Source organism: Streptomyces sp. DSM 40750 (assembly GCF_024612035.1).
In the GTDB taxonomy this organism is placed as follows: domain Bacteria; phylum Actinomycetota; class Actinomycetes; order Streptomycetales; family Streptomycetaceae; genus Streptomyces.
The window spans coordinates 7,300,927-7,315,001 of the sequence record NZ_CP102513.1 but is presented as its reverse complement, the minus strand read 5'-3'; the positions used below and the strand labels follow the sequence as shown (position 1 = coordinate 7,315,001).

Genomic DNA, 14,075 nt, shown 5'->3' with positions numbered 1-14,075 from the left:
ACTACTGACTGCAGGGGTGGCGCTTCAACGCCGCGTATGCTCGCTCGACCTCGCCCAGGTACTGCTCCAGGCGGAAACGAACCTCCTCGATGGGCCTGCCATCAAGGCCCGGGTACGTCAGGTCGGACCAGACGACCGTCTGCCCCCGGAGCCGGACCCGGATGGTCAGCCTGTCCGGCCCTGGCTCGGGCTGCTCCTGGGTTGCCACATCCACCGTGCACGGCATATCCCTCGGGTAGAGCGGTCCGCCGGGGCGGAGCAGTCGCCTCGGACCGAGGCCGGCCATTCTGCTGTCACTGCGCGCGACCACGTCGAGGCCATCGACGAAGAGGTACGTGTGAACGGCAGCACACGCCGGCGGCCCAGGACACGCACTGATGAGCAGCGTGCTCACCGCACCATCGCTTTGCCCATCGGGCACGGTGCCCCTCACCTCGCGCGGGGACCTACGCGGCATCCGCCTGATGTGACGTCATGAGTCGATGGTAGAGGCTGCTCCGCAGTTTGGAAGATCGCGTAACCGCATCTGACCTGACCGGGCAAAACGATGACCTGTGCATTCCTGGGAGGCTTACCCCACACCTGTCCCGGTGCGGTCGGCTCGGGCGCGGTGACGACGTTGCCGTCGTTCCGTTTCCCCGAGCCGCCGACCCGAACCGGACGTGCGTGTCTCCACGCATCCGGCTCTCCACGTGTCTTGCCCTGCGGCCAGCCTGTTCCGGCTGCCGGTTCGATGGTCCACGGAGTCGGGATACGTGCTCCGCGGTAGCGATAGCGATAGCGTTCGATCATGACGCTGGATGCGCCGAGGAACGCGATCTCGCCGTCGGCGAACCGCCACCCCTGGTCACAGAATCTCTTCAACTGCCTGCCATGTGTGGTGGTCGACCGTGTTGAAGGTCCGCTTCGCCGAGCCGTGGTGGAAGTAGTACGCCCACCCTCTCAGGGTCCGGTTCAGCCCGGTCAGGAGCTGGGTCAGACTCTGGTTCTGGGTGTTTCTGTAGGTCCGCTCCGAGACCTGGTCCTTGATGGCCTGGACGGCCTTCTTGGAGGGCCGGGTGTAGACGTATCGCTTGTTCGTGCCACGTTTCCGCTGGCGGCGGATGTGGTGGCCGAGAAAGTCGAAGCCGTCGTCGATGTGGACCACGCGGGTCTTCTCGGCGGAGAGTCGCAGTCCGAGCGGGGCCAGGACGTCGGCGATCTGCTCGCGCAGGGCCTCGGCCCGCTGGGCCGGGCCGCTGACCAGGACGACGTTCCCCGTGCCGGTCTTGCGGCGCTTCTCGTCGCTGCTGGCAGGGCAATACATCGTCTCTGAAATGATGATCGGCCGTTTGCGCCTTTCTGGCACTTTTGCCGTCACATTGCCAAAGGCGAAGGAAGCGAGAAATACCAACCCCACCAGCACTGACAGGAGTTGCAGTAAGGAGAAATACTCGAGCAGCCCGCCGCGCGGCCGCAATTTGGATTCGGAGAGGAGATTGATTTGCTGTCCCAGTGCAAGTAGGCCCATCAAGAGTGAAGCTAGAAGGAGGATCCACCCCGTCCAAAGAAAGGAGCGCGACTGGCCGCTATAAAGATCTCCCGGGAAGGTTGCACTTAGGGCCAAGGTTGCCGTTGCCACCGTGACCAGCACGGCACCCATATTGCTGATGGCGGTGAGCGCCAAACGCTTATCTTCGTCGTTCCCGGTGTTCTTTGGCATGGGGTCACCTCCCCTCGGCAGAAGATTGATGGGAAGGGGCAGGAGCGGTGAATGTGAACATGTAGGCGCCGGTATAACTTCCTGATTTATGTGGCCGGTTTGGCTCCGGATGCACATTCGGCTGATGAGCGTGATGCTGGATGGGAGTGACTGGACCAGCGCTCGATGCGCGAGGTGGCGGAGCCGAGACGTGCTGATTCCGGGGCCGGGCGGGCACCACTCGGTCGAGATCGACGGATGGCGTTGCCGTCGCCGTGACACGGGGCGTGGCGGATCCCCTCCCGTCGGGACGGGGTCTCTCGCGGCGGTTCCCCGAGACCGTGGACGCGGCATGTGTGCCCCCCTCTCAGGCGTTTGCGCCCCCCTCTCAGTCGTTGCTGGAGGAGATAGCGATGACCTTTCCTGTTACCTCAAACGCAGGCGCTGAAGTGTCGAGGGCTGGGGGGCTATCGTCGGCTCAGCCGCTCGCTCGCTGCGGCGCCGAACTGCCGCGGAAGATGGCCTGTCGGTTCGTCTGCGCGAAGTGTCAGTGCGCGGACCAGCTCGGTCTGGGGGCGCTGTGACGGCGATCAAGCCTGCGCCCTCGGCGCCCATCGCCGTGGCGGCACGTGCCCACGGTGACGACTTTCCGCATCGCGCCGGCCAGGCACGCATCCGGCTGGCGGGCCTGTTGATGCTGGCCACACTGCTGTTTTACTCACCGTGGATGCTCATGTCGCTCAACGAGCGATACCCCTGGCTTGCTTGGCCGTTCGCTGTGGCGAATGTGTTCTCGATCATGTACACCGTCCTGGTGGTCTCGAACGCCTGGTCGCGCAGCGTTCCGGTGCGACGGCGGGTCGGACAGGGGGACGAACCGCATGTCGGAGTGATCGTCACGACCTGTGGGGAGCCGGTCCCGATGATCCTTCGCAGCGTCATCTCCGTGCTGGAGCAGGACTGGCCCGCCGACCGTATGGCCGTCGTGGTCAGCGACGACGGCCACGATCCGGAGCTCGCTGCCGCGGTAGCTGAGTTGCCGGTCGTCTACCACGCCCCGCCGCCGCGCTTCGCGCCAGGACGCGACGGTGTGGCGAAGGCCGGGAACCTCAACTCCGCGCTCGCGCTGCTGGACCGCCAGCACCCTGACCTCGCCTACATCGAGACCCGGGACGCCGACGATGAGGTCGGCTCCCACGCCTTTCTGCGCGAGACGGTGGGACAGCTCCTCGCCGATGACCACCTGGCCTTCGTGCAGACGATCAAGGAGGCCCAGGTCAGTGCGGGCGACCCCTTCAACAACCGCGAAACGATGTTCTTCCGCGGCCAGATGCTCGCCAGGAACGCCGCCAACGCCGTCTTTCCTTGTGGATCCGGGCTGGTATGGCGACGGTCGGCGCTGCGCGAGATCGGCGACTTCCCGACTTGGAACCTCGTCGAGGACGTCCAGTCCGGGGTGGAGGCGCTGCGCCGGGGTTGGCGGGGACTGTATCTGCCGATCGTCGGGGCGGTCGGGCAGCACTGCCCCGAGGACATTCCCAGTTTTTACAAGCAGCGGGGCACCTGGGCGATCGATACCGTGCGCCTGATGGTCTGGGGAGGGAAGCAGGGCCTCGGGCTGCGACAGCGCCTGCACTTCACCGAGATGCTGCTCTTCTACCTCAACGCCTTCACTCTTCTGGTCTACGTCCCGAGTGTGGCGTTCTCGCTGCTGGGCTGGACGCCGCTGGACGCCAGTGACGCCGCCTACGCCGAGCACCTGCTGCCCCTCGTCGTGATCACCGAGATCTGGCTGCTGACCCTCAACCATCCGTTCAACGACCGCAGACGGCGGCAACGGCGGCCGGTGGCTGCCCTGTGGCGCCAGCGAATCATGGTTGCTGGCCTGGCCCCGATCTATATGAAGGCAGCGGCGCAGGCAGTCCTCAGCGGACCGAACCGCAAGCCGGTGTACCAGGTCACGCGCAAGATGACCGACCCGCGGCGCTGGCATTGGCTCCTCACCTTGCCGCAGACCGGGGTCGTCGTGCTCACCGTGGCCTTCGCGATCTACGCCGTATCGGCTGGCACGCTCCCCGGATTCTGGCCGATGGCCGCCACCCTGTACTGGGCCGGGCTCAACATCTTCCTGCTCAGCGGCTTCGTGACCCGCGGCTGGTACGGCGTGCAACGCTCCCGACGCGGCGCCAGCAGCACACCGTAGCCGTACAACTGTGGGCGGACCGGGCAGACAAGCGGATGACGGCCACCCAGTACCGCCGGCCGCGCCGGACTGTCGTCAACCCGTTCAAGCCTCGCCCGGGGCCGCGCACATCGTCCGACGCGCGTAACCGCCACAAGTCGGGTCAGGCCACGGGCCCGTACCTGACGGACAACCGCCAAGTACGGGGCCGTACCGCTGGAGTGGTGCGTCCGGAGGAGGTGAATCCGTTTTGTGACCCCGCGGCGGGCGGGATTCCGAATTCGAACCGAGCGGGCCCTCTGCCCAACTTCCGTGATACACCGAGGAGATCACCGTGACGTGAGCAGAGAGGACACCGCCCATGGGCCGACCGACGACCTCGACTCCGCTGCCGGGCAACACGAAGGTGCTGTCCATCGGTCTGCATCCGAGTGCGCTCGACTACAGCCGGATGCCCGACGGTGTCGACGAGGCGGTGTTCACTGCCCGGATCGAGGCGGCGAACGCGGTGCTGCGTGAAGCGGGGTTCGATGTTGTTCCGTGTCTGATCGACACGTCTCCGGACCGCGCTGAGGCGGCCGTCCGGGAGCAGCTCCAGGAGCACGCGTTCGGCTTGGCGATGATCGGCGGTGGCGTACGGATGCTGCCGGAGAACACCCTGCTGTTCGAGCGGCTGGTCAATGTCCTCACCGAGGCGACGCCCGGGATCCGGCTGTGCTTCAACTCGTCGCCGGAGGACACGGTCGAGGCGCTGGGGCGGTGGATCCAGGCGTAGACGAGGTGTGGCGGACCGTCTCGCCGTACCGCTACGGCTGACTCGTACCGGCGGACACGCCACGGACACCGAGCTGACCAAAGTCAGGTCAGATCAGGGCAGGTCAGATCAGGTCAGGTCAGGTCAGGTCAGGTCAGGCCGCGGCCCCGTACCCGATGGAGAACCGCCGGGTACGGGGCCGTGGCACTGGAGTGGTGTGTGTCGTTGAGGAGTTCGGTCAGGGGGTCACCGCGCGCCGTATGTGGCTGGTCGCGCGGTGCCCCGCGTCCCTAGGTTCGCCTCACATCCGCCTTCCCACACGCCAGACCGTCCCTGTTGCGGTCCAGCTTCAGCGGATCGTCCTTGCCGTTGACCTTCAAGCGGCCGTAGTTGTTCTCCTTCAGCCACTCGCACCGCGACGCCGTCGTCTTCTTGACCTCCTCCGGGAAGGTCGTCGGGACGCAGACGTTCGCCGAGCCGTAGTGGCGGTCGCAGCCGGAGATGGTGGGGCTGACCTTCTTGGACTTGGTCTTCTTCCCCGGGCCGGTGGTCTTGCCCTTCGGGGCGTCCGCGAAGTCGTGGACGTGGGCCGAGGGGGCCTCGCCGGAGGCTTCCGCCAAGGCCGACGGGCCCTGGAGGTGGACCCATTCCGCCACCGACGGGACGCCGTTGGCGTCCACCGCGAAGAGCATGTACCAGCCGGGCGGGGCCAGGTTGGGGTTGCTCGTCACGTTCAGGTCGACGTTGTTGCCGTCGACCGACAGCGGCAGGTCCACGAAGCGCTGGTTCGGGTCGGAGGAGTGGGTGACCGCTGCCGGACGGATCAGTTCCGCCTTCGCGATCGGCCGGTCCACCGTGATGCGCTGCGTGTCGCCGTACACCCACTCCTTGTCGATCAGCGATGTGATCTTCGGGCGGTCGCCCTTCAGCAGGTACGGCGGGGTGTAGATGGACACGTCGTGGTTCCAGCTGCCGTTGCCGGGGTTGTCGCCCGTGGTCATGACGCGGCCGTCGGGGAGGAGGAAGGCCGAGGAGTGGTAGCCGCGCTCCTCCGGGTCCGTCGCCACCGGGTCGAAGGTGTTGGTGGCCGGGTCGTAGATCGACGTCTCGTAGACCGGGTCGGCACGGTTGTGCAGGGCGCCGCCCGTCTCCAGGACCTTGCCGTCGGGCAGCAGCACTGCCGAGACGTACATCTTGCCCTGGTTGCCCGTCTGGGCGATCTTCCCGTTGCCCAGGTCCACGGTGCCCTGCGGGATGGGCGGGCCCGCCACGTACTGCGGGTTGGGGGTCTTCAGGTCGATGACGTCCGTCAGGCGGTTGGCCTCGGGGTTGGACTCGATGTTGCCGCCGCCGATCGTCAGGACCTTCTGGTCCTGGGCCGGGGGCAGCAGCACGCTCGCGGACTGGTCGCGCTCGTCCTTGTTCTGGAGGCCGGGGACCTGAGTGATCGTGTTGGCGCCGTAGTCGTAGATCGCGGAGCCGGTGCCGGGGATGTTGTTGCCGAAGACATGGCTGCCGGAGTAGAAGAGGCGGCCGTCCTGCATGAGGATCATCGACGGGTACAGACCCCAGTACGACCAGGTCTGGTTGACCTTCCAGAGCTCCAGCCACTTCTGCTCGGCGTCCGACCACAGCTCGGCCGTCACCGAACCCGTGGAGTCCTCGCGGAGGCCGCCGAACGAGATGACGTCACCGTTGCCGAGGATCGTCGCCGACGGGTACCAGTGGCCGTCGTTCATGTCGTTCGTTTTCGTGTATGTCTCCGTGACCGGGTCGAAGACGTACGAGTCCTTGTAGCCCTCGTAGCCGTGCGAGCCGTCGGCCGCCGGGTACGCCTTGTTGCCGCTCATCACCAGCACACGTCCGTCATCCAGTTGGACGTGGCCTGCGCAGAACATGTCGTCCGGCGTGGGGATCTGCTTGTACGTGCCGTTCTTCGGGTCGTACACCGCGGAGGTGAACGTGCCCGCCTCGAACATCTGCTCGCTGTTGCCGGAGCCGGCGATCAGCAGCACCTTGCCGTTGTTGAGGACGACGGAGTGCATGGAGCGGACGGGGTTCTGCGTGGGCAGGACGTCCCAGCGGCCGTTCTGGCACTCCTCGGCCGTGCCCGTGCAGTCGGGTTCGGGGACGGGGTCGGCGACCTGGTCCATCGTGTAGTCGTCGGTGGTGACGGAGCCGGTGCCGTAGACGGAGACGCCCCAGGTGATCCGGTCGGTGCCCGCCGGGATCTCGGGAGTGCGGACCGTCGCCTCGGTCCAACCGGCCGCCATCTCCAGCGTCTTGAGGTCGGTCCAGTACTGCCAGCCGGCCGTGGTGTCGTGCCGGAAGAGCGTGAGGGACGTGTCCGGGGTCGTCGACTTGTACCAGAGGCCCAGGTCGTACTGCTTGCCCACCGAGACGGTCGGCGCGCAGGCCGCCGACTCGGTGATCAGGGCCTTGCGGTCGCCGGAGACCCTGCGGGTCAGCTCGACCTTCATGGCCTTGCTGCCGGAGTGGGCGTCCGCCACCGTGGTGAAGGTGAAGTCGTTGTCGCCCCAGCCGGACTTCTCCCAGCAGTACGGCATGTCGCCCGTACCGGCGGTCTCGAAGCCGGGGTTCTGGACGAGGTTGGCGGCTGACGCGGGTTGGGGTGCGATCAGGAGGAGGCCGGAGGCGAGTGCTCCGACCGCCAGCAGGGCTGTTCTGCGTCTGGGTCTGACTGGTCTGACCCTGCTCTTCAAGTGGATCTTCAAACGGATCTTCGCACGGTTCTTCGGACGGATCTTCCAGTGGTTCTTCACGCGGCTCTCCTTGCCGGCTCAGCCTGCTTCTCCTCGCCGCGCTCCCCACGGCGAGAGTTCTTGCGCGGCAGATAGACCAGCGCTTCGGTCCCGACGAAGCGCAGGACGAACGTCGTCACCAGCGCGAGCGCGGTCGCGGGCAGCGCCCCCATCTCGAACCGGTCGACGAACAGGGCGATCAGTGGGATGCGCAGCACCAGGTCGGCGTTGGCGAGCAACGCGAACCGGCCGATGCGGTCCCATCCCTTGCGGTGTTTGCGCCGCTCGCGGAAGCACAGGTGCTCGATGAGGTAGAAGTTCCAGAGCACCCCGAGCTGGTTGGCGAGGATCTCTGCGGGGACGTAGTGCATGCCGGCCGAGGTCAGGGCGTACAGGCCCGCGAGGTTCGGCAGGAAACCGGTGACGCCGATCAACCCGAAGACCATCATGCGGGCCAGCGGCGAGGCGGTGCGCAGTCCGACGAGGTGGCGAAGGAACCGCAGGCCCTCCTGCGCGGTCGACTTGGACTCGCCGGCGAACCGGTCCTGGAAGACGAACGGCACCTCCGTGACCTGGCGCGGGCGGCTGCGCACGGCGAGTTCGAGGAGGATCTTGTAGCCGAGCGGCTGGAGGATGTCGGCGGTGACCGCGCTGCGGCGGATCGCGAAGAAGCCGCTCATCGGGTCGCTGATGCCGTGCAGCCGGCGCGGGAAGAGGGACTTGGTGAGCCAGGTCGCGCCGCGTGAGACGGCCACGCGGTAGCTGCCCGCGAGTCCGGCCCGGCTGCCGCCCTTGATGTACCTGCTCGCGACCACCAGACCTGCCGACGACCGCTCCCCGGTCGCCACCAAGTCCGGTACCAGGGACGGCGGATGCTGGAGGTCGCCGTCCATGACGACGATCCAGTCGGAGCCGGCCGCCTTGATGCCCTCCACGACCGCGCCGCCGAGTCCGCCGACCGGTTCGTCGCGGTGCAGCACGGTCACCGGGAACGGGCAGTCCTGCGCGGCCGCGTTGATGACATCGGGGGTGTCGTCGGTGGAGTCGTCCACGAAGACGACCTCGCAGGGCAGCCGCCCGGGCACCGACTCGGTGATCTGGTGCAGCAGCTCCCGTACGTTGGCGGACTCGTTGAAGGTCGGTACGACGATGGTGACGGCCGCGGGCTCGGGTACTTCGGCCCCCCGCACAGCCGGGTCGCCGAGTTCTTCAGGGGCGGTGAACTCGTAACTTCCGCTGGTCATCGGTCGCCTCCCGCGGCTTCGATCTTGCGGATCTCGATGCGGTCCTCGCCGGTGCCGAAGGTGGCGACCGGTGTCGAGTTGTCCATCGCGGCCTTCACGTTGGGCAGGTCGACCGCGTCGCGCCGTACCGTCGGGGAGGCGACCACGTAGTCGAGGTCGCGCCAGCCGCGCGGCATCGTCTTGGTCACCGCCGGGTCGAGGTCCGCCTTGTAGAACCAGATGACGCCGAGTCCGGGCTTGTAGCCCTCGTGGACGAGGTCGAGCCAGAGCGCGTCGTCGACGAGGACCCGAGTGTCGCCGGGGTTCTCGATCTCGGAGCCGAGCCACTTGGACGCCTGCTGGTAGGGGGCGTTGGCGTTGAACGTCATCGCGGTGTGGTTGCCGTCGTACCAGCGCGGTACGACGTACACGGCGGCAGCCGCGGCGAGGACGAGGGCGACCCCGTGGCGCGCCCAGGTCAGAGCCCGTTTCTCCGTCGTGCTCCGCCACCTGCGCAGTACGCCGTGTGTGACGCTCGCCGTGCCGCCGGCGAGGACGAGGGCGAGGAAGGGCAGGGCCTGGAGGACGTACATCGCGGGCAGATAGCCGGGGCGCAGGGCCATTCCGGCGAGGATCGCGACGGCGAGCGCGGGTCCGGCGAGCGCTCTCGCGGTCACCGACCAGCGCCAGGTGATCAGGAGCAGCAGTGCGCCGGCGAGTCCGCCGAGGGGCAGGACGCGGTCGTAGTAGAGCCAGGACTGGAGGACGCCGTACGAACCGGTGCCCTCGGTGAGGATGAAGCCGGAGCCGGGGCGGCTCATCTGGTAGACGATGCCGTCCCACAGCGACACATGGCCGTCGCCGGGCATCAACTCGCCCTTGAGCAGGGCGAACAGTGGATACGAGACGCCGATCAGGGTGCAGGCGGTGACGGCTCCGGTGATGGCGAACTTGCGGGTGTCGCGGTGGCTGTGCCGCCACATGGTGAGCAGCACGGCGGGCAGGACGAGGAGCATCGTCTCCTTGGTGAGCACGGCCGCGGCGGCGGCCAGGCCCGCGCCGAAGTGGTGCCAGAGGTGACGGCTCGGTGAGGCGGCGAGACAGAACGCCAGGAGCGTCCACATCACCGCGATGTTGTCGAGGAAGATCTCCCGCTGGAGCACCACCGACAGCGGGGAGAGCCCGAAGAGGGCCATGCCGAGGCCGGCGGCCCAGCGGGGCAGCGAGAGGCGGCGGCCGAGGACGTAGAGGAGGACGGCGCTGATCGCGCTGATCAGCAGCATCACCGCGCGCATCGAGCCGACGGTCATCGACTCGGGGGCGAGCTGAGCGGGGATCCAGGTCAGGACGGCTATCTGGATCCAGCCGAAGGGCGGGTGGTCGTACCAGTAGGTGTAGTGGGCGAGCCCTCTGCCCTCCTGCACGGCCCAGGCCTGGGCGAGGTAGGTGCCCTCGTCGTCGCTGAGGGTCGGGTAGTCGGCGATGTTCCAGCCCTGCACGACCATGATCGCGACGAGGAGGAGACCGCAGAGGAGGAGGTCGGGGCGCGAGTCGCGCAGCCGCTTCGGCGAAGGCGAAGCGGAAGCGGAAGGGCTTGTTCGACTGGTCGAACCGGCCGTGGGCACAGCTGTCCTCTGCGCGGGGACCTTGACTTGTGTCTTGGTCGCCGCGGGAAGTGTGGAGGTCACGCAGGAACGTCCTCTCGGTTCACGTTCGCGAGATGTGCGCCGACGTGGCTGGTCAACTCCCAGTCGTTGCGGCCGCGTTGCTCACGCCATACGGCGCGGACGGCGGCGAAGGCGAGGAGCACCTGGTAGAAGGGGCCGCCCACGATGAGCTTGGCGTAGTGGACGAACCGGACGCGGAGGCCGTACTGCTTGCCGAAGTCGTGCAGTCCGACGATCTCGAACACGAAGGTGACGAGGGCGGTGACAGCCGGCAGGAAGGTGATGAAGGCGACGCCGACGGGGACGTCGAGGAAGAGCGCGATGGCCACGTTGAGCGGGATGATCACGCCGGAAACGGCTTGCAGATACGGCGTCATCAGTGTGTAGCGGGCGAGCAACCGCTGCCGGAAGCCGGGCAGTTGCTTCCAGTCCTTCTTCCGGTAGACCTGGAGGAAGCCCTGGTTCCAGCGGGTGCGCTGCTTCAGCAGCGACATCAGGCTGCCCGGAGTCTCCTCGCGGGTGACCATGTCGGAGTCGTAGGCGACGACGACCTTCTTGCCGACGCTCGACAGCCGGACGCCCAGGTCACAGTCCTCGGCGAGGCAGTCGGGGTCCCAGCCGTCGGCCGCGCGCAGCACATCGGTGCGGACGAAGACGGTGTTGCCGCCGAGCGGGATGAACCCTTTCTGCGCGTGCAGATGCAGTCGGGAGCGGAACCAGAAGAAGTACTCCAGACAGTTGCGGAGGCTGTACCAGCTGGAGTTGAAGTTGATGAGCTGCACACCGCCCTGCACGACGTCCGCACCGGTGGTGCGGAAGGCGTGGTCGACGTGGGTCAGCAGTTCCGGATGGACCTGGTCCTCGGCGTCGAAGACCCCGACGACGTCACCGCGGCAGTGCGGCAACGCCGTGTTCATGGCTTTCGGCTTGTTCTTCTTCTCGTGGTGGTCGACCACCACGCGGACGCGCGGGTCGCGCGCCTCGGCGGCCCGGGCCACCTCGGTGGTCTCCGGGTCGTCGTGCCCGACGATCACGATGATCTCGAAGTCGTCGTGGCTCGACTCGAGCAGTCGTTGGATGGTGTGGTCCAGCACGGCCTGTTCATGGCGTGCCGGCAGCAGCAGCGAGAACGAGACATGTTCGTCGCCGTCCGGTCTGCTGAATCGGGTGGAAGCGAGCACTTCGGGCGTGCGCCACGCGTGCATCTGCCACCACAGGGTGAACGCCGCCATCCAGAACAAGGACAGCGAGACAACGACGATGAAGACAGACGTCAGCAAGATAGATCCCCCCGGATCCCCAATACCCCCTGTCGCGACGGGCGGTTACGCCCGTCGCGTCACTGTGGAGAGAGTAGGGGGAAACTGTGAACCTCGGGGACCCTTCCGATAAAAAGCGTGTTTCCGTTCGGGGGAACATGTAAGCGGACGTGTCCGAACACAAGCCCAATTCATGACAGTTATTCAGCTTCTTCCGCGCCCTGATCCGGCGAGTTTCAGCCGCTTGACGCCGTTCCGAGAACCATACGCAACCGGTCCACATCGGTCGTGGGAGCGTCACATGTGAAGTTACGGCAGACGTACGCGGTCGGTTCACCGCCCACGAGCGGACGATCGGCCAGCAACGGCAGCTCGTCACTGTCCGTAGTGCCTACGGCCACCACGGCGCCCGGCGCCGTCCCCAGCAACGCCGTCCGGTGCAGTTCCCTCGTCCCCGGATGCCCCTCCGGCCCGACGACCGCCACCTCACGCGGCCCGTCGAGCAACGCCTCCGCCGTGGCGAGCCCCCACCCGATGAACCGCGGCGCCCGCGGCCCCAACGCCTTCACCACACCCAACGCCCGTTCGGCGGCGGTCCGATGGGGCTCGGACCCGGTGTGCGCGGCATAGCCGAGCAGCGCCCCCGCGGCCGCGCTCCACCCCGACGGCACGGCATTGTCGGTCGGATCCTGAGGCCGCCGGATCAACCTCTCCGCGTCGACCGCGGTGTCGTACAGCGCCCCCGACTCCTCGTCGACGAACCGCACGAGCACATGGTCGAGCAGGAACCCCGCGAACTCCAGCCACACTCCCTCCCCCGTGACCGACGCGAGCGCCAGGAACCCCTCCGCGACATCCGCGTAGTCCTCCAGCACCCCCGCGTTGGCCCCCACCTGCCCGTCCTTGCTGGTCCGCGCGAGCCGCGCCTTCTCGTCCAGGTGCAGTCGTACGAGGAGGTCGGCGGCGGCGATCGCGGCGTCCACCAGGTCGGGGCGGTCGAAGTAGGCGCCGGTCTCGGCGAGCGCGGCGACCGCGAGCCCGTTCCAGGCGGCGACCACCTTGTCGTCGCGGCCGGGCGCGGGGCGCCGCGAACGGGCCTCATTCAGCCGGTCCTTGACCGACTCAATCCTTTCGGCGTCGAACACACCCTCGTGCTGCGGGAGCTGGAGCACGGACGCCCCCTCCTCGAAGGTGCCCTCCTCCGTGACCCCGAAGTAGTGCGCGGCGAGCCGGGCGTCCTCCTCCCCGAGCACCTCGGTCAGCTGCTCCGGCGTCCAGACGTAGTAAGCCCCCTCCACATGCTTCCCGGTCCCGTCGTCGCTGTCGGCGTCCAGCGCGGAGGCGAAGCCGCCCTCGTTCGTCCGGAGTTCACGGACCATGAAGTCGGCCGTCTCCAGCGCGACCCGCCGGGCCAGCTCGGAGCCGGTGGCCCGCCACAGGTGGGCGTAGACGCGGCAGAGCAGGGCGTTGTCGTACAGCATCTTCTCGAAGTGGGGCACGACCCACTCACGGTCGACGGAGTACCGGGCGAAGCCGCCGCCGAGCTGGTCGTAGATGCCCCCGCGGGCCATGCGCTCGCACGTGTCCTGCGCCATCTGCAGCGCACCCTCGGAGCCGGTACGCGCCGCGTGCCGCAGCAGGAACTCGATCACCATCGACGGCGGGAACTTCGGCGCCCTCCCGAACCCGCCGCGCGCCGCGTCGTACTCCCGGGTGAGCCCCAGCAGCGCCTGCGCGAGCTCGTCCTCCCCGGGCACGTCGACGGCCGCGAACTTCAGCTCCCGCCCGGCCAGATCCCGCACGATCTTCCCGGCGACCTCGGCGACCTCGTCCCGCCGGTCCGCCCAGGCCGCCCGCACGCCCTCCAGCACCTGCCGGAAGGAGGGCATCCCAGGGCGTGGCGCCGGCGGGAAGTACGTACCGAAGTAGAACGGCTTCCCCTCCGGCGTCAGAAACACGGTCATGGGCCAGCCGCCCTGCCCGGTGGCCGCCTGCACGGCTTCCATGTAGACGGCGTCGACGTCGGGCCGCTCCTCCCGGTCGACCTTGACGCTGACGAAGTGGGCGTTGAGGTACTCGGCGGTCTCCCGGTCCTCGAACGACTCGTGTGCCATCACATGACACCAGTGACAGGAGCTGTACCCCACGCTGAGCAGTACGGGCACCCCCCGCCGCCGCGCCTCCTCGAACGCCTCGGCCGACCAGGGCCACCAGTCCACCGGGTTGTCGGCGTGCTGGAGGAGATAGGGGGAGGTCTCGTGAGCGAGTCGGTTCGGCATGGAGCCCATCATTCCCCAGTACCCGGGAATCGCAGTTCAGCACGGGGAGCGCGTCCCGTTCTCGCGCTACGGGGCCGGGCGCGCCCCTTCAGGGGCGCGGGGAACTGCGCGACAAGCCACGAAGCACCCGCACCCGGCGCACAACCCCTCTCTCCACGGCGAACCCCCGAAGCCGGTCAAGCCCAGCGCAGCGAATCGCCCTCTCGCTAACGCGCCCCAATCGCTCCACACTGACCAAAGGCAGCCGTTTCGGCGATAGGGGGACGTG

General features: G+C 67.6%; 9 protein-coding genes. 2 read left to right on the top strand and 7 right to left on the bottom strand.

The window, feature by feature from the left end; translation table 11 throughout:
* Position 1: 1 nt before the first annotated feature.
* Together JIX55_RS32655 and JIX55_RS32650 are read right to left on the bottom strand one after the other, a co-directional pair.
* Positions 2-214, bottom strand: a complete 213-nt coding sequence (locus tag JIX55_RS32655; RefSeq protein ID WP_257566810.1) for a hypothetical protein — start codon at positions 212-214, stop codon at positions 2-4.
* Positions 215-847: 633 nt separating this feature from the next.
* A complete protein-coding gene (locus JIX55_RS32650; RefSeq protein WP_257566809.1) occupies positions 848-1,702 on the bottom strand; it encodes a group II intron maturase-specific domain-containing protein in 855 nt (284 codons plus the stop codon).
* A gap of 559 nt (positions 1,703-2,261) precedes the next feature.
* On the opposite strand from JIX55_RS32650, the gene JIX55_RS32645 reads away from it, so the two are divergent.
* The gene (locus JIX55_RS32645; RefSeq protein WP_257566808.1) at positions 2,262-3,884 is read left to right on the top strand and encodes a glycosyltransferase family 2 protein; all 1,623 of its coding nucleotides are present in this window, start codon (positions 2,262-2,264) and stop codon (positions 3,882-3,884) included.
* 340 nt (positions 3,885-4,224) lie between these two features.
* Positions 4,225-4,638: a hypothetical protein gene (locus tag JIX55_RS32640; protein WP_257566807.1), complete on the top strand. Its 414-nt coding sequence runs from the start codon at positions 4,225-4,227 to the stop codon at positions 4,636-4,638.
* A 269-nt stretch (positions 4,639-4,907) separates the two neighbouring features.
* Here the strand turns inward: JIX55_RS32640 and JIX55_RS32635 are convergent, their stop codons facing one another.
* The 5 genes from JIX55_RS32635 to JIX55_RS32615 form a co-directional block, all read right to left on the bottom strand.
* On the bottom strand, positions 4,908-7,340 hold the full coding sequence (locus JIX55_RS32635) for a galactose oxidase early set domain-containing protein (RefSeq protein ID WP_257569561.1): 2,433 nt from the start codon (positions 7,338-7,340) through the stop codon (positions 4,908-4,910).
* A gap of 56 nt (positions 7,341-7,396) precedes the next feature.
* Entirely contained in the window at positions 7,397-8,623 is a 1,227-nt protein-coding gene (locus JIX55_RS32630; protein WP_257566806.1) for a glycosyltransferase, read from the bottom strand.
* Complete coding sequence (locus JIX55_RS32625) at positions 8,620-10,290, bottom strand: ArnT family glycosyltransferase (RefSeq protein WP_257566805.1); 1,671 nt, start codon at positions 10,288-10,290, stop codon at positions 8,620-8,622. The genes JIX55_RS32630 and JIX55_RS32625 overlap by 4 nt, the downstream gene beginning before the upstream one ends.
* The gene (locus tag JIX55_RS32620; RefSeq protein ID WP_257566804.1) at positions 10,287-11,549 is read right to left on the bottom strand and encodes a glycosyltransferase; all 1,263 of its coding nucleotides are present in this window, start codon (positions 11,547-11,549) and stop codon (positions 10,287-10,289) included. The genes JIX55_RS32625 and JIX55_RS32620 overlap by 4 nt, the downstream gene beginning before the upstream one ends.
* Before the next feature lie 215 nt (positions 11,550-11,764).
* On the bottom strand, positions 11,765-13,807 hold the full coding sequence (locus tag JIX55_RS32615) for a thioredoxin domain-containing protein (protein WP_257566803.1): 2,043 nt from the start codon (positions 13,805-13,807) through the stop codon (positions 11,765-11,767).
* Between the last annotated feature and the right edge of the window lie 268 nt (positions 13,808-14,075).

What these genes read in the sequence shown, in the direction of transcription:
- JIX55_RS32650 (WP_257566809.1), bottom strand. Translation starts at nt 1,702, where the DNA reads ATGCCAAAGAACACCGGGAACGACGAAGATAAGCGTTTGGCGCTCACC.
- JIX55_RS32640 (WP_257566807.1), top strand. Translation starts at nt 4,225, where the DNA reads ATGGGCCGACCGACGACCTCGACTCCGCTGCCGGGCAACACGAAGGTG.
- JIX55_RS32630 (WP_257566806.1), bottom strand. Translation starts at nt 8,623, where the DNA reads ATGACCAGCGGAAGTTACGAGTTCACCGCCCCTGAAGAACTCGGCGAC.
- JIX55_RS32615 (WP_257566803.1), bottom strand. Translation starts at nt 13,807, where the DNA reads ATGCCGAACCGACTCGCTCACGAGACCTCCCCCTATCTCCTCCAGCAC.